This window comes from Streptomyces sp. NPDC058864 (assembly GCF_042742985.1).
Lineage (GTDB): Bacteria > Actinomycetota > Actinomycetes > Streptomycetales > Streptomycetaceae > Actinacidiphila.
Genome location: NZ_JBHYMQ010000061.1, coordinates 17,522 through 36,802 on the forward strand (window position 1 = coordinate 17,522; position 19,281 = coordinate 36,802).

The following is a 19,281-nucleotide window of genomic DNA, read 5'->3' on the forward strand; positions in this document are numbered from 1 at the left end:
TCCCGGCCGGTCCGCCCCGGTCATGGGCCGCTGCGATGTATACGATCCGCCTCTGCGCCGGAAGGCGGGGCTGCTCGCGTCAATGTGGGCGACGGTGTTGCGCGGCGCGTGCATGCCCGCGGCGCGGCCGCCGCGCAGTTCTCAGTGGGGTCGTCGACGAGGCGCGTGCGCGCCGGGTTCAGCCCCAGTCGGCAGCTACTACTCCGCGCAGCCGGCAAGACCCAGCGTAACCATCGAATGTGGGACAGAGCCGTTCTCCTGCATCAGTGCCGTGGACGTCGGTTCAGGGCCGGCGTCAGTCGGTGCTAGGCGCGGCGGTGTATTCCTGATCGGTCACCGGAGTCAGCCAGTGCACGACGTCGTGGTCGGCGTCGCCCTCGTTGATGGCCAGGTGGACCATCAGCCGGTTCGACGCTGCGCCATGCCAGTGCTCCTCGTTGGCTTCGAACAGCACGCGGTCGCCGGGGCGGATGACCTCGATGGGTCCGCCGCGGCGCTGGCACAAGCCGATCCCTTCGGTGACGAAGACGGTTTGGCTCAGCGGGTGGCGGTGCCAGTGGGTGCGCGCGCCGGGCATGAAGTGCACCAGGTTGGCACTGACCCGCGAGGGCGCGGGAGCTGCGGCCACGGCGTCGATATAGACGTCGCCGGTGAACCAGTCGGCCGGGCCCTTGACGGTGTTGATGGAGCTTCGGGTGATCTTCAAGGTAGTTCCACTTCTGTGAAGGCCACAGGTGAGCGGCATGGTCGAACTGCCGCTCACCCGTTGGGGCACGTGTGACCGGTCAGGGCTTGAGGAGGGTCTTGATGGCGCGGCGTTCATCCATGGCCTGGTAGCCCTCCGCGACGTGTTCCAGGGGCAGGGTGAGGTCGAAGACCTTGCCCGGGTTGATCCGCCCCGACAGGACGCGGTCGATCAGGTCGGGCAGATAGCGGCGAACGGGGGCGGGGCCGCCGCGAAGGCCGACGTGGGAGTAGAACAGCTCTTCCCCGTCGACGGCGACGTCGTGGGGGACGCCGACGAAGCCGACGTTGCCGCCGGGCCGGGCCGAGCGCAGGGCCTGCCGCATGGACTGGGCGGTGCCGACGCATTCAAGGACGGAGTCCGCGCCGATGCCTCCGGTGAGGTCCTTGATCCGGGCGACGCCCTCGTCCCCCCGCTCGGTGACGATGTCCGTGGCACCGAACTCCAAGGCCAGCTTCTGACGGGTCTCGTGGCGACTCATCACGATGATCCGTTCCGCACCCATCTCCTTCGCCGCGATCACCGCGCACAGGCCGACCGCGCCGTCACCGACCACTACAGCCGTGGAGCCGGGCTTGACCTGGGCGGCGTCGGCGGCGTACCAGCCGGTGCCCATCACGTCGGAGACGGCCAGCAGGCTGGGCCAGAACTCCTCGCCCGGCACCTCGCCGGTGGCGACCAGGGTGCCCTGAGCGTTCGGGATGCGCACGTACTCGGCCTGGCAGGTACTCATGAACTCACGGTTCAGGCAACTGGACTGGAAGCCGCCCAGGCAGTTGGCACAGGTGTTGTCCGAGGTGGCGAACGATCCCACGACGAACTGGCCCGGCCGGACCGCGGTGACCTCCGCTCCCACCTCTTCGACGAAGCCGACGTACTCGTGCCCCATCGGGTGCGCCTCGACCGTGGCGTCCAGGCCGCGCCAGGGCCACAGGTCCGAACCGCACACACAGGTGACGGCCGTGCGGATGACCGCATCAGTCGGCTTGAGGATCTTCGGGTCGTCCAGGGTCTCGAAGCGCACATCGCCGGGGGCGTGGATCACTGCTCCGCGCATCAGGAAAGTCCTTACGTTGTTGACAGGGGCCTGAGGCGGCCTGCGGGCCGCCGTAGCCGTAGTTACCGGGGGTGCGCGGAGGGGCGCCGTCGTCCCGTGTGCACCGGCCGGCTCGGCACCCCGAGGGTCGGCTGCGCCGCTCGGTGGTGCTTCTCCAGGAAACCTCCGATGCCGCCGGCCAGGGAGTCACCAGTGAGGGGTGTACTACTGGTACATCGCTCCCGTGACGTGCAGGTCGTACGGTCGAAGACATGGACAACCGTGAGGAGGTCCGCGAGTTCCTGACCTCGCGGCGAGCGAAGATCACCCCGGAGCAGGCCGGCCTGCCCGCCGGGTCCCGGCGGCGCGTGCCGGGACTACGCAGGAGCGAGGTCGCCGCGCTGGCCGACATGAGCGTCGAGTACTACGCGAAGCTGGAACGCGGCAGCCTCGCCGGCGTCTCCCCCGCCGTCCTCGAAGCCGTCGCGCGAGCGCTCCAGCTGGACGACGCCGAACGCGCCCACCTGCTGCACCTGGCCCAGGCCGCCGACGGCTCCGACGCCCTCACCCGCCCCCGGCGCCGCACCACCCGGCAGTGGAGCCCCCACCGCAGCCTGCAGTGGACCCTGGACGCGATCACGGCGGGTCCCGCGGTCGTGTGCAACGGCCGGATGGACATCCTCGCCGCCAACCCACTCGCCCGCGCCTTCTACAGCGACCTCTTCGCCGGCACCGACAACCAGCGGAACCTGGCCCGCTTCAACTTCCTCGACCCGGCCTCCCGCCGGTTCTACCCCGACTGGGAGCTCTTCGGGGACATGGCGGTGGCCATCTTGCGCCGCGAGGCCGGCCGCGATCCCCACGACAAGGACCTGCACGACCTCATCGGGGAGCTGTCCACCCGCAGCGAAGCCTTCCGCACCCGCTGGGGCGCGCACGACGTCCGCCGCCACGGCACGGGCACCAAGCGGTTCCACCACCCCGCGGTCGGCGACCTCACCCTCGCCTACGAGGCCCTGGATCTGGCCGCCGAACCCGGCTTCACCATGACCATCTACACCGCCGAACCAGGCTCCCCCAGCGAGGAAGGACTGCGTCTGCTCGCCTCCCTGGCCGCCACCGAGGATTTCCGCCCGGCAGCGCAGCACCCCACCAGCTGAAGCTGCCGGCGATCCGGCGGCAGCTGTGCTGCTTCGCGGCTGGCGTCTCCCGCGTGGTCCGACGCGAAGGCCGAGGCTCCTACCGCTGGACGGGTCGCGCTCGGGTGATCATGCTGATCGTGGCGCCAGACGACCACGATCCCCGCATGTGCGGGATCGCGGGCCCGGTATCAGCGGGCAGTGCGCTCCGCGGCCGGCCGCTTGGGCTGAACCTGGAAGCCGCGCGGTCTGGTTCCTTGTGAATGATCGCCACGGTGTGCTGGAACGTTCCGACACCCGTCTACGCGGCGAACCCTCATCGGCCCCGATCCTCCGCGGCAAAGCGGTTCAACCGGGCCCCTGTCAGGAACCACCGCTTGGCACGTCGGCGCCCTGGACGCCGACCCGATGCGGGAACGGCGGTCCTCGCGGCTGAGAGCACAGGGATGGAGGGATAGGAGCGTCCGCCCGTTCAGGGCTGCTGACGGTGCTGTTCCGCGTCCGTCTTCGCGGGACGTTGCGCCGACTGGGGTGCGGTCATGTCGAGCAGGAGCAGGGCGTCATGGTCGGGGGTGCCGGGTTCGGCGGTGTAGACGCCGATGCGCTGGCCGGGGGTGCCTTCCAGCTGCATGGACTGCGAGGTGAGGGTGACGGTTCCGACGCGGGGGTGGTGAAAGGTCTTCTGTGCGGGCTTGCGACCGGTGACCTCGTAGCGTTCCCAGAGCCGGGCGAAGTCGGGGCTTTTGAGGAGGAGTTCACCGACCAGGTTGGTCAGGTCGGGAGCATCGGGGGCGGTGCCTGCGACGGCGCGCAGCCGGGCGACGCAGGCGGTGATCTGGCGGTCCCAGTCGGGGAACAGGTCGCGGGCGGCCGGGTGGAGGAAGAGGTAGCGGGCGAGGTTGCGGTGCTTGGCCGGCCAGTCCTCCAAACCCGCGTACAGGGCGAGGCCGCCGGGGTTCCACGCCAGCAGGTCCATGCTGCGGCTGATGACGTAGGCGGGGTTCGGCCGTAGCGATTCCAGCAGCAGCTTCAGGTGCGGGCGCACGGTGCGGCTCGGTGCGGGCGGCGTCTCGGGCGCGTAGCGGGCGGCCCGGGCGGCAAGGTCCCGCAGGTGCTGGTGCTCCTGGTCGTCCAGGTGCAATGCGCGGGCGAGCGCGTCGAGGACGGAGGGGCTGGGGCGGGTCTCCTTGCCGCGCTCCAGGCGCACGTAGTAGTCGATGCTGATCCCGGCGAGGGTGGCCAGTTCTTCGCGGCGCAGCCCCGGTGTGCGACGCAGCCCCGGGCCGACGGTGAGACCGGCGTGCTGCGGGCTGGTCTGGGTGCGGCGGGCGCGCAGGAATCGCCCCAGCTCCGCGCCTTCGCTACCGCCAGTGGAGTGCTCGGATGCCATGAGACCAGTGTCACCCCTGGTGATGGCGGAGTGAGGGGCCCTGTCATTACCCCCGAACGGCTCGGCCTGCCTCCGGGCGCCGAAAGGCACGAGGGTGAAGACACGCCAAGCGGCAGCCACAACCCTCACGACGCCGGGTTGAGCGATCACGGGACGGTCGGCAGGCGAGAGGGGCACAGCGTGCAAGACGACGGAGCGGAGAGAGCGGATGCGGTACATCAACCTGCGTGACCTGGAGGTTTCCCGGATCGGTCTGGGTGCGATGGGTATGTCGCACGGCTACACGGGTTCCGGCACCGATGAGGCGGAGTCCGTGCGGACCCTGCACCGGGCGCTGGAGCTGGGCGTAACGCTTATCGACACCGCAGAGATCTACGGCCCCTACACCAACGAGGATCTCCTCGGGCGGGCGCTGAAGGGGCGCCGTGAGCAGGTGGTGCTGGCGACGAAGTTCGGCCTCGTGTCGCACGCGGGCGAGGGGGCGTGGAACCTGGACAGCAGCCCGGCCAACGTCCGCGCCGCCGTCGAGGGCTCACTGAAGCGGCTGGGCACCGACCACATCGACCTGTACTACCAGCACCGTGTCGACCCGAACGTCCCGATCGAGGAGACGGCCGGCGCGGTCGGCGAGCTGGTCGCGGAGGGCAAGGTCCGCTCTTTCGGTCTGTCCGAGGCCGGCCCGGACACCATCCGCCGTGCCCACGGCGTCCATCCCGTCACCGCGGTGCAGTCGGAGTACTCCCTGTGGACCCGGGGCGTGGAGGAACGGGTGCTGCCGGTGCTGCGCGAGCTGAATATCGGCCTGGTGCCGTTCTCGCCGCTCGGGCGCGGATTCCTCACCGGCACGATCCGCTCCACCCACCAGTTCGACGAGGACGACTTCCGGCGCGGCAACCCGCGCTTCAGCGGCGAGAACTTCCAGCGCAACCTGGCAATCGCGGACGAGCTCCAAGCCGTCGCCACCGAGGTCGGCGCCACACCCGCCCAGGTCGCGCTGGCCTGGCTGCTCGCGCAGGGCGACGACATCGCGCCCATCCCCGGCACCAAGCGCGTGGCCCGGGCCGAGGAGAACACCGCCGCTGACAGCGTCACCCTGACCGCCGGGCAGATCGACAAACTCAGCAGCCTTCCGGCCGCCGCCGGCGACACCCACACCGAGGCCCAAGCGCAGATGCTCGAACGCTGAGCCGGCGACCACGGTGCCCAGCCGGCAGCGACCGGCCGGGATCTTCCACAGCAACACTCCACGGGCCGCCATGGCCGGCAGGTCTTCTTCCGAGCAGGAGAGTTTTCATGCGTGCAGCAGTGATGTACGGAACCGGCGACGTCCGGATCGAACACCGTCCCGACCCGAAGATCCAGCAGCCCACCGACGCCGTCGTCCGCGTCGTGCTGTCCTGCGTGTGCGGCAGCGACCTGTGGCCTTACGCGTCGATGCCCGCCGCCGGGACCGGCCGGCCGATGGGGCACGAGTTCCTCGGCATCGTCGAGGAGACCGGCTCCGACGTGTCGGGACTCAAGGCGGGCGACCTGGTCGTGGCACCGTTCACGTACTGCGACAACACCTGCGACCACTGCGTCCGGGGCCTGCACATGTCGTGCCGCAACGGCGGCAGGTACGGCTTCGACGGCGTGGACGGCGGCCAAGGCGAGGCGGTGCGCGTCCCGCAGGCCGCCGGCACCCTGGTCAAGCTGCCCGCAGGCGCCGACTCCGCTCTGCTGCCCTCGCTGCTGACGCTCTCCGACGTGATGGGCACCGGTCACCACGGCGCCGTCACCGCCGGAGTGCGCCGCGGCGACTCGGTGCTGGTCATCGGCGACGGCGCGGTCGGGCTCTGCGCGGTGATCGCCGCCAAGCGACTCGGCGCCGAGCAGATCATCCTCATGGGCCGGCACACTGCCCGCACCGACCTCGGGCGCGAGTTCGGGGCCACCGACGTCGTCGCCGAACGCGGCGAGGAAGGCGCCTCCCGGGTCCGTGACCTGACCGGCGGCGACGGAGTCCGCAAGGTCATCGAGGCGGTCGGCACCCGCCAGACCCTGGAGACCGCCCTGGCGGCCGTCGACGACGGCGGCACCATCAGCCGCCTGGGCGTCCCGCAGTACGAGGACGGCCCCGTCGGCCCGTCGATGATCATGCGCAACATCACCCTCACCGGCGGCGCCAGTCACGCCCGCGCCTACATCGAGCAGCTCCTGCCCGACGTCCTGGACGGCACCATCACCCCCGGCCGCGTCTTCGACCAAGGCTTCTCCCTGGACCAGGTCCCGCAGGCCTACCAGGCGATGGCCGACCGCCGCGTCCTGAAGGCCCTCATCACCCTCTGACCGGTGGCGGTGCCTGTGGCTCCGGTCCCCACCAGTCCATCAGCCCACTGTGACATCAGAGCGACAAGGAAGATCCCGTGCAGACCATCACCCTCGACAACGGCGTGCAGATGCCCATCCTCGGCTTCGGCGTCTACCAGATCCCGCCGGAGCAGACCGAGCAGGCCGTCTCCGACGCCCTCGCCGCCGGCTACCGGCTCCTGGACACCGCGGCCGCCTACGGCAACGAGGAGGCCGTCGGCCGCGCCATCAAGACCAGCGGCATCCCGCGCGAGGAGCTGTTCGTCACCACCAAGCTGTGGGTGCAGGACGCGCCCGCCCACGACAACACCCGGCGCGCCATCGAGACGTCTTTGAAGAAGCTGGGCCTGGACCACCTCGACCTGTACCTGATGCACCAGCCCTACGGCGATGTCTACGGCCAGTGGCGTGCGATGGAGGCCGCCAACCGGGAAGGCCTGACCAGGGCGATCGGCGTGGCCAACTTCTACCCCGACCGCCTCCTGGACCTCATCTTCAACAATGAGATTCCGCCCGCGGTCAACCAGATCGAAACGCACCCGTTCTTCCAGCGCACCGCCGACGACGACCTCATGCGCGAGCACGGCGTCCAGCACCAGTCCTGGGGCGGATTCGCCGAAGGCCGGAACGATCTGTTCACGCACCCCCTCCTCGGCGAGATCGGCGCGGCGCACGGCAAGTCCGTGGCACAGGTCGTGCTGCGCTGGCTGATCCAGCGCGGCATCGTCACCATCCCGAAGTCGGTCAACCCCGACCGGATCGCGCAGAACATCGATGTCTTCGACTTCGAGCTCACCGACGACCAGATGGCCGCCATCGCCGGCCTCGACACTGGCACGACGCTGTTCTTCGACCACCACGACCCCGAAATGGTCGCCTGGCTCAGCAAGCGCCGCCTGGACAGCTGACCCGCAGGGGTCGCGGCAGCGACCCCACGGCGAACCTCAGCTGCTGCCAGGGGCAAGCCCGAGGCGTGCTCGGGGCGTTCCCGGGCACCGCCCTGCCCATCAGTTCACTCGGAGGCGTATTTCGTGATCACGCCACAGCACAGCACCGCCGTACCGAGCCGGCGCACCGTCCCGCGCCGGGCACTGCTGACAGGAGCCGCCGCTGTGGCAGGAACCCACTTGACGGGGTGCTCACCGTCCCCGCCCCCACCAGAAACCAGAGCGCCCTCCCAGTCGGCTCCTATGACCGGAAGCAGCGGAAGGCGAGTCCTGCTGGTCTACTTCTCCCGGCCGGGCGAGAACTATTACTACGGCCGCCGCACCGACTTGACGGTGGGCAACACCGAGGTCCTCGCGCGGAAGGTCAGCAGCCGCATCACCTGCGACACCTACCGCATCCAGGCCGCCGAGCCTTACCCGCACGATTACGACGCGACCGTCCGGCGCAACGTCCACGAGCAGGACACCGACGCCCGGCCGGGCATCACCGGCCGCCTGCCTGCTCTCGACGGCTACGACACGATCCTGCTGGGCAGTCCCATCTGGAACGTCAGGGCGCCGATGATCATGACGACGTTCACCGAAGCCCTCGATTGGCGCCGTAAGACCGTCCACCCGGTCACCACCTACGCCATGAGCGGCTTGGGAACGACCGAACGTGACTACGCCGCCTCCTGCCCCGGTGCCACCATCGCAGAAGGTCTCGCAGTCCGCGGCGAACAAGTCGAACGCGCCGATTCCGACATCGAAGCATGGTTGCGACGCGTCGGGATCCCCCGCGTATGACCGCGCCCTCGGAGCACAAGGGCTGCACCGGGTCTCCTTGGACGCCATCCCCAGAGGTACGGCAACGCCGGCAAGCCCCGCAGGTGCGGGAGCCTGCAGGTCGGCGCCGTGAGGCTACGCAGTGGATGCCAGCGACACGATCTCCGGGTTGAGTTGTATGTGAGGGCGGGTGAGAGCGCCTGACACGCTTCCCTCCTGGTGGGTCTGCGAGATCTGGTCGAAGAGCAGGTCCACTGCCACTGCGCCCATCTCCCGGTAAGGAACCCGGACGGCCGTGACAGGTGTCGCAGCCAGGGGCGCCAATGCGGTCGCGTCGTAGCCGACGATGGCCACATCCATGGGCTCTCGCCTGCTGTATCCGGCGGCAAAGGCGTGACTCGCGCCGATCGCCAGGATGCCGTTGCTGCAGAAGAGGCCATCGGGCCGTTCTTCCTTTGCCCGTTGTGCAATGGCCTCGGCGCAGGCGGCTGCCGCGTTCAGGGATCCGTTGGCTGTGCGAATGACCTCCAGGGCGACGCCGGGTGCGGAGCTGAGAGCCGCTACGGCACCGCGGAGTTGGTCTTGAACCTGCCAGTTGTCGAGATCATCCGAGAGGAAGCCAAGTCGTCTTCGGCCCTGGCCGATGAGGTGCTGGACACCAATGCGGCCTCCAAGGGCATGATCCGTCGAGACGGACGCCTGGGAGGTCGATGTCGACTGCCGTGTGATGACCACACTGGGAATGCCGTGGCTGCGGATCCTGGCCAGTTCGGATTCGACGTCTCCGATGGGCGCAATGATGATGCCGGCCACTCGTTGCTGTTCGAACAGACGGAGATAGGACCGCTCGCGCTCCTCGGAGCTCACGTTGGCCATGAGCAGGTGCATGTTCTCATTCGCGATCCGCTGCTCAATGGCGTGGGCAGCCTCGGATGCCGCGGCGCTGACAGGTACGGCTGCGACGCATCCGATCACGGGGTTCGTGCCCGTGCGAAGCTTGCGGGCTGCGTCGTTGGGGACGAAGCCGAGGTCTTCCACCGCCTGTCGAACACGATCTTGGGTGGCGCTGGTGAGCTTGTGTGGGTAGTGGAAGTAGTTCGAGACCGTGGAGGCGGACACGCCGGCTGCAGCGGCCACATCACGGATGGTCGTCTGGTTCAGCCAATTCTCCCGGGACTCGAGGCGGCGTCCTGCCGCGGGGGGTGAGGCGCACGGTTCCGTGGCGACCGGGCCGGTGCGCGTCTGTATGTTGTTCAAGCGTGCGTCGGATTGCGTGAGGCTCGCCGCCCGGTGACGGGCGGCGAGCCTTGTGCGCTCGCCTTGGCCGGGCTTCGTCGGGGTGCCCGGGAGTTACTGCCCCGCGGATACGCCCCGGGCGACGAAGACGTAGGTTCCTGAGGGCACGTGGTAGACCGCCCGGTCGCCCTCGATGCGCCGGAACGTGGCGCCCTTCGGGATGTCGTGCGGGGTGCGGCCGCCCTTGGGGACGCGGACTTCGGCGGTGGTGTTCGGTGGCACGTCGACCTTCAGCCGGAAGGTGCCCTTCTTCAGGGTCCATTCGGATGCGACCTGGCCTTGGGGGGTCTGGTAGCTGCCTTCGACGTGGGTAATGTCTCCGACGATGCGCGGATCGATCACCAGGTACCGGTATCCGGCGGTGCCGCGGGCCTGGCGGATGCCGGCCAGGCCGCTGTGGAACCACTCCTCTATCTGCAGGAGGATCATGTGGTTCTTGGAGTTGCCCATGTCCCACTGCTCGGGATGGGTGGTGAGCCCCTGCGGGTTCGCGGTGGTCGGGGCCATGAAGTACCCGTAGCTCGGCCGGGTGTCTTCCTGCAGCGCGTCCCACAGGACGTCGTCGCGTCCCCCGTCCATCAGGGCCCGGACGATCGGGGCGAGGCCGATGGTGCCGCCGCTGAAGTGGGGTCCGCCGCCGAACGGCTGGAAGGCGTAGACGAGTTCGACCAGCGCGTCCAGCACCCTCTGGCGTTCGTCCTCGGGGACCAGGCCTTCGTCGAGGGCGAGGGCCTGGGCGGCCTGGGTGGCACCGGTGGTGCCGGCGTTGCCCTGGGCGGTGTAGCGGCCGAGGGCCGTGTTGTAGAAGGCGTCGTTGAACGCGGTCTTGATGTTGGAGGCGAGGCTGCGGTACTCGAGGGCGTCGGCGTGGCGGCCGAGGAGGTCGGCCATCTTCGCCATGCGGTCGGCGATCTGGTGGTAACCCCACGTGCCGGTGATGCGGCCCGAGGTGTTCTCGGCGGCGATCCAGTCCGCCAGAGCGGCGTCCACAATGTAGGTATCCGCGCCCGTGCCCGCCTTCTGCGTCCTGATGTAGTTCATGAACGCCTGCATCTGCGGGTAGTACCGCGCCATCGTCTGGGTGTCGCCGTAAACCTCGTAGAGGAACCACGGCACGAGGATGATCCCGTTGCCCCAGTTGATCTCGTCGCCGAACCGGCCGGTGTAGCCCCAGTCGTACACGGGTGCCTTGAGGGCGACGTTGCCGATGTTGTCGCCTGCCTTGGACTGGCCCTCGGCCAGGTGGCGCTCCATGGTGCGCAGGTAGGCGTTGTAGCCGAAGTTGCGGTGCAGGGAGCCGAAGGGCTGGAGGTAGTCCGCAGGGTAGGCCAGCTTCTCCCGGCCGGGGCAGTCGGTGAAGGTGGACATCATGTTGCTCATGATCGAGTACCGCGACATGCGGTGGATGCGGTTGATGCGGTCGTTGGAGGTCGTGACGGTGCCCGCTGTGGGGGTGGCCGCGTGGAGCTGCAGGCCGCTGATGGTCTCGGCGGTGGGTGTGTAGCCCTCGGGCAGGCCGGTCACCTGGACCCACTGCATGCCGAAGTAGTTGAAGCGGGGGTGCCAGGTTTCGCCGTGCCGGTTGCCGCGCGTCGTGTAGGTGGCGAATACGTTGGTGCCGCGGCTGCTGCCGCCGCCCATGATGGAGGCCTGGTTGACGGTACCGTCCGCGGCCAGTGATTCGGCCGGCTTCATGGTGATGGTGGTGCCTGCCGGGACTGTTCCGTCCACGGCGAGCTCCGGCCAGCCGGCGATGTTCTGCCCGAGGTCGAACACCCACACGCCGGGGGCCGGCTGGGTGATGCTGACGGGGTGGATCCGGTCGGTGACCTTCACCGGCTCGCCGACGCGCCACACGAGCTCGGTGGTCAGGTTCGGGGGCGGCGCGATGCCTGCGCGTGCCCATCCGGCGGCGCTGCCGTCGCGGCGCTTGGCCGCGGGCGACAGGTCAGCATCGGGGGCGTTCCATCCGGGCTGTTCGCGGCGGGCGTCGTAGTCGGACCCGGAGTACCAGTTGTCGGTGGTCGTCGGTCCGAGCGAGGTCTTCCAGGAGTGGTCGGTGACGATCGTCTGGACCGAGCCGTTGGCCTTGGTCACCTCCAGGCGTGCGATCAGCCGGGGGGAGACGGCGGCCCCGGCGCTGGGGTCGGTGCCCGCCAGGGAGTTCCCCGAGCCGGTGACGGACGCCGCGGCCGCATGCTGCTTGGTCAGGGCCGGGGTGAAGGTGATGCCGGTCCCGTCCGCGCCGGCCGTGCCGATGGCGGTGATCGTGCGCGGTTCCAGGCGGTCGCCGCCGTCGCCGGTGTCGATGTTGATCGTGCCGCCCACGTGGTAGCCGCTCACGCTGCTCAGCTTGACCGCGGTGTCCCCGGGTGCGGCGGGGGCGGCCAGGGTGCCGCTTCCCTTGAACTGGCTTTGCCACCAGTCGTAGGGCGCGGTGCGGCCGGTGGCCGGGTTGGTGACGGAGCGGGTGACCAGGGCCTGGCCGTGGCCGACTTCGACGCCGAGGGTGTTGGCGCCGGAGCGGATGAGGCGGGTGACGTCGTACGCGCGGTACTCGACGGACAGCTGGTAGTTGGAGCTTCCCGGTGCGAGGACCTCGTCGGTGATGGCCTGTCCGTTGAGGCTGGCCTCGAGGAGACCGACCCCGGCGATGTACAGCCGCGCCTGGACGACCTTGCCGCTGTGACGGTTGTCCACGTCGAAGGCGCGGGCGAAAATCGGCAGCGGGTCGCCGACCTGCCGGCCGGGGTACTCGATCCACTGGGCCGGGTCCCAGTCGGTGCGCTTGAGCAGCCCCATCTCCCAGGTCGCGGGGCTGCTCCACGGTGTCACGTCGCCTCGGGAGTCCCACAGGCGCACCTGCCAGACGACGCTCTGGCGGGACGTGAGGGCCTTTCCGCGCCAGGGAATGTCGGTCTGGGCATCGGAGTGGACCTTGCCGGAGTCCCACAGGTCACGCCCGCGGGTCAGGTCCGTGGAGGTGGCTGCCGCGCGTACCTGGTAGGCCTTCTGGGTCCAGGTCGCCGGGGCGCTGGTGACCTGCCAGCCCAGACGGGGAGACGGATCGTCGACGCCTAGCGGCTCGTCGGTACGGCCGTCGATGCTGAGGTGTCCGACGGTCGCTTTGTCGCCGTGCGTGTGGGAGGCGGTGGCGGCCGCGGGGCTGGTGACCCCGATCGGGAGGGCCAGTCCTCCCGCTCCGGCCACCATGATCCCCACGACGTGTCGGCGGCTCAGACCACGTGGTGCTTCGGACATCAACGAACTCCTGTCGATTGGGGCATGTCACAGGCGGTGCGGCGGCTGGGGCTGCTCGGTGAGCAGCCGCCTGAGGCCACCGCGTCGTGCGGAGTAGGAGAGCGATAGGGGTGGTGCTCCCCGCGGTGCCGGGTCCGTGGTTACGACGGGCCCGCGAGCCGTGCGGCCGCCGGCCGTGGTGACGGGGCGGGCCGGGACGACCGGCCGGCTCGATGCGGAGCCGGCAGGGGGCCTGGCCCCCGCCCGCGGGGAGGTGCGGAGACCAGGCCGATCGTGGTCAGTTGCGGCTGACGGTGATGTCGTACGTGCCGCCGGGGACGGTGAGCTGGGCGTAGCCATTGGTGACGGTGCCCTGGTAGGCGTTGCAGCTTCCTGCCGTGCAGACGGTGCGGCCGTTGACGGTGACGGTGGCCTGGGCGGCGGCCGGCACAGCGATCGTGCCGCTGGTGCTGGTCGGGGTCTGGGCGTGCAGGGTGAACGCCGTGGAGTCGGTCTGCCACTGCACTCCGATGTCGCCGAAGCTGGTCGGGACGGAGCCCTGGGCCCACTCGAGGTTGCCGGTGTGGGGCTTGATGCTCCAGGTGGCGTAGCCGGGGTTCACGGGGGTGACGCCCAGGACCTGTTCGGTGAGCTGGACGGTCGGGGAGGCGGCCCAGCCGTGGGCGAGGCTGGCGGTCGCGCGGTTGACGCCACCGTTGCTGTTCTTGAACTCCCAGAACGCGCCGGTGTAGAGCGGGTCGTTGCTGTCTACCATCGGTCCCCAGGTGCGACGCATCAGGTCGAAGGCACCGGTGGCGTCGCCCACGGCGAAGCGTCCGGCGGTCTCCATGCCGTTGCCGAACGGCTCGATGGTGTGGCCGGTCGGGTCGACCAGACCCGGGCCCATGATCGCGCCGTACGGGGTCCACAGCGTCTTCAGCGCGTTGAGCACACTGCTGCGTCGTTCGGCCGGGACGATCCCGTACTGCAGGGCGAGGGCGTTGGCGTCCTCGACCAGCACGTTGGGCTTGGCGCTGCTCTGGCCGTAGGCGCCCAGCTGCGTGCTCCAGAGGCGGGTGTTGACGGCCTGCTTGATCGACTCGGCCTTGGCGTCGTTCGCGGTGGCGTTGCTCGCGGAGCCGACCTGCCGCTCCAGCCAGGCCATCTCCTTGAGCAGGATGTAGTAGTCGATGCTGTATTTGGTGACTTCGCCGCTCTGGCTAGCCTGCCAGTAGTCGCGGTCGTTGGACGCGACCAGACGGTTGGCGGTCAGGAACCGGTCGTTGTACGCGAGCTCCGCGCGCAGGTCGGACAGGACGCTGATGATGTAGTTCCGGTCCCCGGTGTACCAGTAGTAGTCGATCGCGGCGCGTGCGCCGTAGCCGGAATAGTTGTTGGAGTAGAACAGCGGTGAGCCGGCCGGGTTGCTGCCCTTGCTGAAGTCCGGCGAGCCGGGGATGGCTCCGTCGGAACGCTGGGCGGCCAGCAGCACGTTCAGGGACGACTTCACGTAGCTGGCGCCCTCGTCACCGAGGGTGGAGATCGCGGTCGGTCCCTGGACGAGCAGGTCACCGGTCCAGATGCTGCGGTCGCGCTTGGCCCCGTCGTAGATCCGCTTGTCCGCCAGACCGTTCAGCCCGGCGGGCTTCAGGTTCAGCTGCAGCGTGTACGCGCCGGAATACCACATCTTGTTCAGCTGGTCGTCGCTGGAGATGAACCAGCCCTTGTAGTCCGCGGCGGTGGCCCGGACGCCCTGGAAGGTGACCCCTGCCGCGGACAGGGAGATGCTGCCCGGCGAGGTCAGGGTGAGCAGGACGAAGCGGAAGCCGGGGTGGTAAGAGCCGGAGCCCCGGCCCGTTCCGGTGGGCCGCAGGGTGTCGATGCCGCCGACGCCCGCCAGGCCGCGGGACTCGTCCGAGCTGGGCGCGCCCGGGGCGCTGACGGCCGCGGTCTGCGTCGTAAGGCTCCGGGTCAGGGCGGGGGTGATCGTGACCCGCCTGGAGGAGGTGTCGAAGGCGGTGATCGTGCGGGTCTGGGCGGTCGTGCCGGTGCCGAAGGTGATCGTGTTGCCGGCCTCGAGGTTCGCCGTGGAGGCGACGGTCACCTGCGTGGCCCCTGTCGCGGCGGCGGCCGAGACGGTGGTCGAGGCGGGCGTGCGGATGTAGCGGCGCGCCTCGGAGGTGGCCAGCGACAGCGTCGGATTGCCTTCGAGGGCGGTGATGTCGAAGTAGGGGGTCCCTGCGATGTCCTTGCCGAAGTCCAGGAGGACCGACGCGGGCGCGCCGCCGGCGACCGTCGTCAGGGTCGTCGCGGACCCTTGGCCCGTGACCAGGGTGTTCGGGTTGGTCACGCTGCCCCGGGTTTCCACACTGGCCGGGGGCACCTGCGCGGTGGCCGGACCCAGGACGTAGGACTGCCAGTTCGGGTTCTGCGGGGGCGCGGCCTCCGCCTGTACGAGGGCAGAGGCCATCGTGGCCATCAGCGTTAAGGCGACGATGACGCGGGAGCGCCTGCGGCTGCGGGAGGAGTTCCCGCGTCTGTGGTGGAAGCGGTTCAGCACGTGTGATCTCCCTCGAGAGGCGTTCGGGGAACGCGGGGGCTGAGCGGCCGGGGCGGTCGGCCCCGGCCGCGGGGACTGTCAGCGCAGATCCAGTGGTGCCGGCGGAGCCTGGTCTGCGCGCACGGGGCGGGACACGCGGGGACCAGACGGTGGGGTGTCAGCCGCGGCTGACGGTGATGTCGTACGAACCGCCGGGAACGGTGAACTGGGCGTAGCCGTCGGTGACGGTGCCCTTGTAGGCGGTGCAGCCGCCGCGGGTGTACACGGTGCGTCCGTTGATCTTCACGGTGGACTTGCCGGTGACCGGGACGGCGATCGTGCCGGTGGTGTTGCGCGGCGTGCTGGCGTGGAGGGTGAACTTCGAGGCGTTGGCCTTCGACTGCCAGTTCACCGCGATGTCGCCGTACTTGGTCGGGACGGAACCCTGGGCCCACTTGAGGTCGCCGGTGTGGGGCTTGATGCTCCAGGTGGCGTAGCCGGCGTTGACCGGGGTGACGCCGAGGACCTGCTCGGTGAGCTGGACGGTCGGGGAGGCAGCCCAGCCGTGGGCGAGGCTGGCGGTCGCGCGGTTGACGCCACCGTCGTTGTTCTTGAACTCCCAGAACGCGCCCGTGTAGAGCGGGTCGTTCTTGTCGACCATCGGTCCCCAGGTGCGACGCATCAGGTCGAAGGCGCCGTTTGCGTCACCGACGGTGAAGCGTCCGGCGGTCTCCATGCCGTTGCCGAACGGCTCGATGGTGTGGCCGGTCGGGTCGACCAGACCCGGGCCCATGATCGCGCCGTACGGGGTCCACAACGTCTTGAGGGCCTTGAGGACGCCCTCGCGCCGGTCGGCGGGGACGAAGCCGTACTGCAGGGCTAGGGCGTTGGCGTCCTCGACGAGCACGTCGGGGTGATCGATGCTCTGGCCGTAGGCGCCCAGCTGCGGGTTCCACAGCTTGGCGTTGACGGCTTCCTTGATCTGGTCGGCCTTGGCGTCGTGCTCGTCGGCGATGGTGGCGGAGCCGACCTGCCGCTCGAGCCAGGCCATCTCCTTGAGGAGGATGTAGTAGTCGATGCTGTACTTGGTGACTTCGCCGGTCTGGCTGGCCTGCCAGTAGTCGCGGTCGTTGGATGCCACGAGGTGGTTGGCGGTCAGGGACTTGTCGTTGTAGGCGAGCTCTGCGCGCAGGGCGGGCAGGATCTTGGTGATGTAGTCCTTGTCGCCGGTGTACCGGTAGTAGTCGACGGCGGCGCGTGCGCCGTAGCCGGAGTAGTTGTTGGAGTAGAACAGCGGAGAGCCGGCGGGGTTGCTGCCCTTGCGGAAGTCGGGCGAGCCGGGGATGGCTCCGTCGGCGCGCTGGGTGGCGAGCAGTACGTCGATCGAGGACTTGACGTAGCTGGCGCCTTCGTCGCCGAGGGTGCTGATGGCGGTCGGTCCCTGGACGAGCAGGTCGCCGGTCCAGATGCTGCGGTCGCGCTTGGCCCCGTCGTAGATCCGCTTGTCCGTCAGACCGTTCAGCCCGGCGGGCTTCAGGTTCAGCTGCAGCGTGTACGCGCCGGAATACCACATCTTGTTCAGCTGGTCGTCGTCGGACAGGAACCAGCCCTTGTAGTCGCCGGGGGTGGCCCGGACGCCCTGGAAGTCCACGCCGGCTGCGGAGATGGAGATGCTGCCGGGCGAGGTCAGGGTGAGCAGGGCGAAGCGGAAGCCGGGGTGGTAGCTGGCGGAGATCCGGCCTGTGGCGGTGGGCTGCAGGGTGTCGATGCCGCCGACGCCTGCCAGGCCGCGGGACTCGTCCGAGCTCGGCGCGCCCGGGGCGCTCACCGCCGCGGTCTGGGCGGGGACGTCGCCGGTCAGGGCGGGCTTGAAGGAGATGGTCCTGGCGGCGGTGTCGAAGGCGGTGATCGTGCGGGTCTGCGCGGTCGTGCCGGTGCCGAAGGTGATCGTGTTACCGGCCTCGAGGTTCGCCGTGGAGGCGACGGTCACCTGCGTGGCCCCAGAGGCTGCGGCGGCCGAGAGGGTGGTCGAGGCAGGCGTGCGGATGTAGCGGCGCGCCTCGGAGGTGGCCAGCGACAGCGTCGGATTGCCTTCGAGGGCGGTGATGTCGAAGTAGGGGGTTCCGGCGATGTCCTTGCCGAAGTCCAGGAGGACCGATGCGGGCGCGCCGCCGGCGACCGTGGTCAGGGTCGTTGCCTTCGGCTTCCCCTTGTCTTTGCCGTTCACCAGGGTCTTCGCGTGGGTGACGTCGCCGCGGGTTTCGACGTCGACCGGCTTGACCTGGGGGCTGGACGGGGCCAGGACGTATGAGTGCCAGTCGGGGTGCTTCGGCGTCGACGCCTCGGCCTGCACTGCGACCGAGCCCACGGTTGCGAGGACTGCCACGGCCACGACGAGGCGGGAGCGCCTCAGGCCGCGGGAGGTGCCGTCAAACTCCGAGATGAATCGTTTCAACATTTGGGTGTGATCTCCCTTGGAAGAGGTGTTCAGAAAAGGTGCGCCCGAACGGCCGGGGCGGAGCCGTCGCCCCGGCCGGGGGTCTGTGTTAGGAGCCGGACTTGTAGTCGGCGTCCATGGCCTGGAGAACCTTGTCCGGGGTGGACTGGGCGCTGAAGATCTCCTGCAGGCCGCTGAGCATGGTCTGCTGCACCTTGGGGTTGGGCCAGAGCTGGTCCATGAAGGGCACGGTGCGGTCGTCGTTGACGAACGTGGACAGCTCGGCCAGCGACGGGTCGGGGGTGAAGCCGGTGTCCGGCCGGGTCGGAAGGCCGCCTTGCGTCTTGACGAAGAGGTTCATGCCCTCGGGCGACATGACGAAGTCGACGAACTTCAGCGCGAGGTCCTTGTTCTTGGCCTTGGCGTTGACTCCGTAGCCGGTGCCCCCCGCGGCGGGCATGAAGAACTCCGAGGGGGTGTCGGTGGCCGGCAGTGCCTTGAGGGTGAACTTTCCGTCGGGGTTCTTGCCCTTGAGCAGGGCGATGACCCAGTTGCCCTGGACGATGCCGAGGGTCTTGCCGGTGGCGGCGAGTTCCTGGCTGGCCTCGTAGCTGGTGCCCAGCGGGTCCTTCTGGAAGCAGCCGGCCTTGTCCATCTGCTGGTACTTGGCCATTGCGGTGGTCCACGGCGAGTCCGCGAAGGTGGCCTGGCCTGCCTGCATCTTCGTGTCGAAGTCGGCGTCGGGTCCGTAGACGGTGGTGGCGGCCAGGGCGTAGAGAACGATCTGGGTGACCCAGTTGTCCTGGATGCCCAGGGCGAAGGCGGGGGTGCCCTTGGCGCCGGCGTCCTTGCAGAAGTCCAGCAGTTCGGTCCAGGTGCCGGGCGGGGTGAGGCCCGCCTTGTCCAGGGCGTCCTGGTTGTAGACGGCGCCGATGCCGTTGAGCCCGAAGACCCCGTTGTAGGTCTTCCCCTGGTACTGGGAGACGGTCTTGACCGCGTCGGGAAGCTTGGAGGCCCAGGGCCGGTCCGACAGATCGAGGAGGTATCCGGGCTTGGCCAGCACGTAGGTGGCCGCAGGGTTGCCGTTGCCCGGCCAGACCGACATCACGTCCGGACCGGTACCGGAGGCGAGCTTGGTGCGGATCTGCTGCTGGTACTGGTCGGCGCTGCTGACGGTGAGGCGCACGTCGATGCCGGGGTTGGCCTTCTCGAAGGCCTTGACGACGGGCTCGATGGATCCCTGGTCCTGCGAGGCGATCGTCAAGGTGGTGGAGGACCTCCCGCCTGCGGCATTGGTGCCGCCGCTACAGGCTGCCAGCACACCGGCAGCCGTCACTGCCGCTATCGCGGCGGACAGTCTGGTTCTGATCATGGTGTCTCCCGCGGGGAAGTAGCGGC

Annotated in this window: 13 protein-coding genes; 5 read left to right on the top strand and 8 right to left on the bottom strand. The window is 69.3% G+C overall.

Annotation, left to right across the window (positions count from 1 at the left end; translation table 11 throughout):
- Window positions 1-295: 295 nt before the first annotated feature.
- The gene (locus ACFW3D_RS32500; protein ID WP_500510353.1) at window positions 296-706 is read right to left on the bottom strand and encodes a (R)-mandelonitrile lyase; all 411 of its coding nucleotides are present in this window, start codon (window positions 704-706) and stop codon (window positions 296-298) included.
- A 79-nt stretch (window positions 707-785) separates the two neighbouring features.
- Window positions 786-1,802, bottom strand: a complete 1,017-nt coding sequence (locus tag ACFW3D_RS32505; protein ID WP_500510354.1) for a zinc-dependent alcohol dehydrogenase family protein — start codon at window positions 1,800-1,802, stop codon at window positions 786-788.
- 251 nt (window positions 1,803-2,053) lie between these two features.
- Between ACFW3D_RS32505 and ACFW3D_RS32510 the strand changes: the two genes are divergently transcribed.
- Window positions 2,054-2,941, top strand: coding sequence for a helix-turn-helix transcriptional regulator (locus ACFW3D_RS32510; RefSeq protein WP_500510356.1), 888 nt, complete (start codon window positions 2,054-2,056; stop codon window positions 2,939-2,941).
- 451 nt (window positions 2,942-3,392) lie between these two features.
- On the opposite strand, the gene ACFW3D_RS32515 is transcribed toward ACFW3D_RS32510, so the two are convergent.
- The gene (locus tag ACFW3D_RS32515) at window positions 3,393-4,310 is read right to left on the bottom strand and encodes a helix-turn-helix transcriptional regulator (RefSeq protein ID WP_500510359.1); all 918 of its coding nucleotides are present in this window, start codon (window positions 4,308-4,310) and stop codon (window positions 3,393-3,395) included.
- 208 nt (window positions 4,311-4,518) lie between these two features.
- Between ACFW3D_RS32515 and ACFW3D_RS32520 the strand changes: the two genes are divergently transcribed.
- The 4 genes from ACFW3D_RS32520 (at window position 4,519) to ACFW3D_RS32535 (ending at window position 8,392) form a co-directional block, all read left to right on the top strand.
- Window positions 4,519-5,496, top strand: coding sequence for an aldo/keto reductase (locus tag ACFW3D_RS32520; RefSeq protein WP_500510361.1), 978 nt, complete (start codon window positions 4,519-4,521; stop codon window positions 5,494-5,496).
- 107 nt (window positions 5,497-5,603) lie between these two features.
- Window positions 5,604-6,638 (top strand): zinc-binding dehydrogenase, encoded by a 1,035-nt coding sequence (locus tag ACFW3D_RS32525; RefSeq protein ID WP_500510363.1) that lies wholly within the window; start codon window positions 5,604-5,606, stop codon window positions 6,636-6,638.
- A gap of 77 nt (window positions 6,639-6,715) precedes the next feature.
- A complete protein-coding gene (locus ACFW3D_RS32530) occupies window positions 6,716-7,567 on the top strand; it encodes an aldo/keto reductase (RefSeq protein WP_500510365.1) in 852 nt (283 codons plus the stop codon).
- Between the two features lie 282 nt (window positions 7,568-7,849).
- Complete coding sequence (locus tag ACFW3D_RS32535; protein ID WP_500510367.1) at window positions 7,850-8,392, top strand: flavodoxin; 543 nt, start codon at window positions 7,850-7,852, stop codon at window positions 8,390-8,392.
- Window positions 8,393-8,506: 114 nt separating this feature from the next.
- Here the strand turns inward: ACFW3D_RS32535 and ACFW3D_RS32540 are convergent, their stop codons facing one another.
- The 5 genes from ACFW3D_RS32540 to ACFW3D_RS32560 form a co-directional block, all read right to left on the bottom strand.
- On the bottom strand, window positions 8,507-9,508 hold the full coding sequence (locus tag ACFW3D_RS32540; protein ID WP_500510370.1) for a LacI family DNA-binding transcriptional regulator: 1,002 nt from the start codon (window positions 9,506-9,508) through the stop codon (window positions 8,507-8,509).
- Window positions 9,509-9,721: 213 nt separating this feature from the next.
- Window positions 9,722-12,928 (bottom strand): family 78 glycoside hydrolase catalytic domain, encoded by a 3,207-nt coding sequence (locus tag ACFW3D_RS32545; protein WP_500510372.1) that lies wholly within the window; start codon window positions 12,926-12,928, stop codon window positions 9,722-9,724.
- Between the two features lie 277 nt (window positions 12,929-13,205).
- Window positions 13,206-15,467, bottom strand: coding sequence for an alpha-L-rhamnosidase C-terminal domain-containing protein (locus ACFW3D_RS32550; RefSeq protein WP_500510374.1), 2,262 nt, complete (start codon window positions 15,465-15,467; stop codon window positions 13,206-13,208).
- A gap of 157 nt (window positions 15,468-15,624) precedes the next feature.
- The gene (locus ACFW3D_RS32555; RefSeq protein WP_500510376.1) at window positions 15,625-17,904 is read right to left on the bottom strand and encodes an alpha-L-rhamnosidase C-terminal domain-containing protein; all 2,280 of its coding nucleotides are present in this window, start codon (window positions 17,902-17,904) and stop codon (window positions 15,625-15,627) included.
- A gap of 88 nt (window positions 17,905-17,992) precedes the next feature.
- Window positions 17,993-19,255 carry an ABC transporter substrate-binding protein gene (locus ACFW3D_RS32560; protein ID WP_500510377.1) on the bottom strand — a complete coding sequence of 421 codons (1,263 nt, stop codon included), beginning with the start codon at window positions 19,253-19,255 and terminating at the stop codon, window positions 17,993-17,995.
- Window positions 19,256-19,281 lie beyond the last annotated feature (26 nt).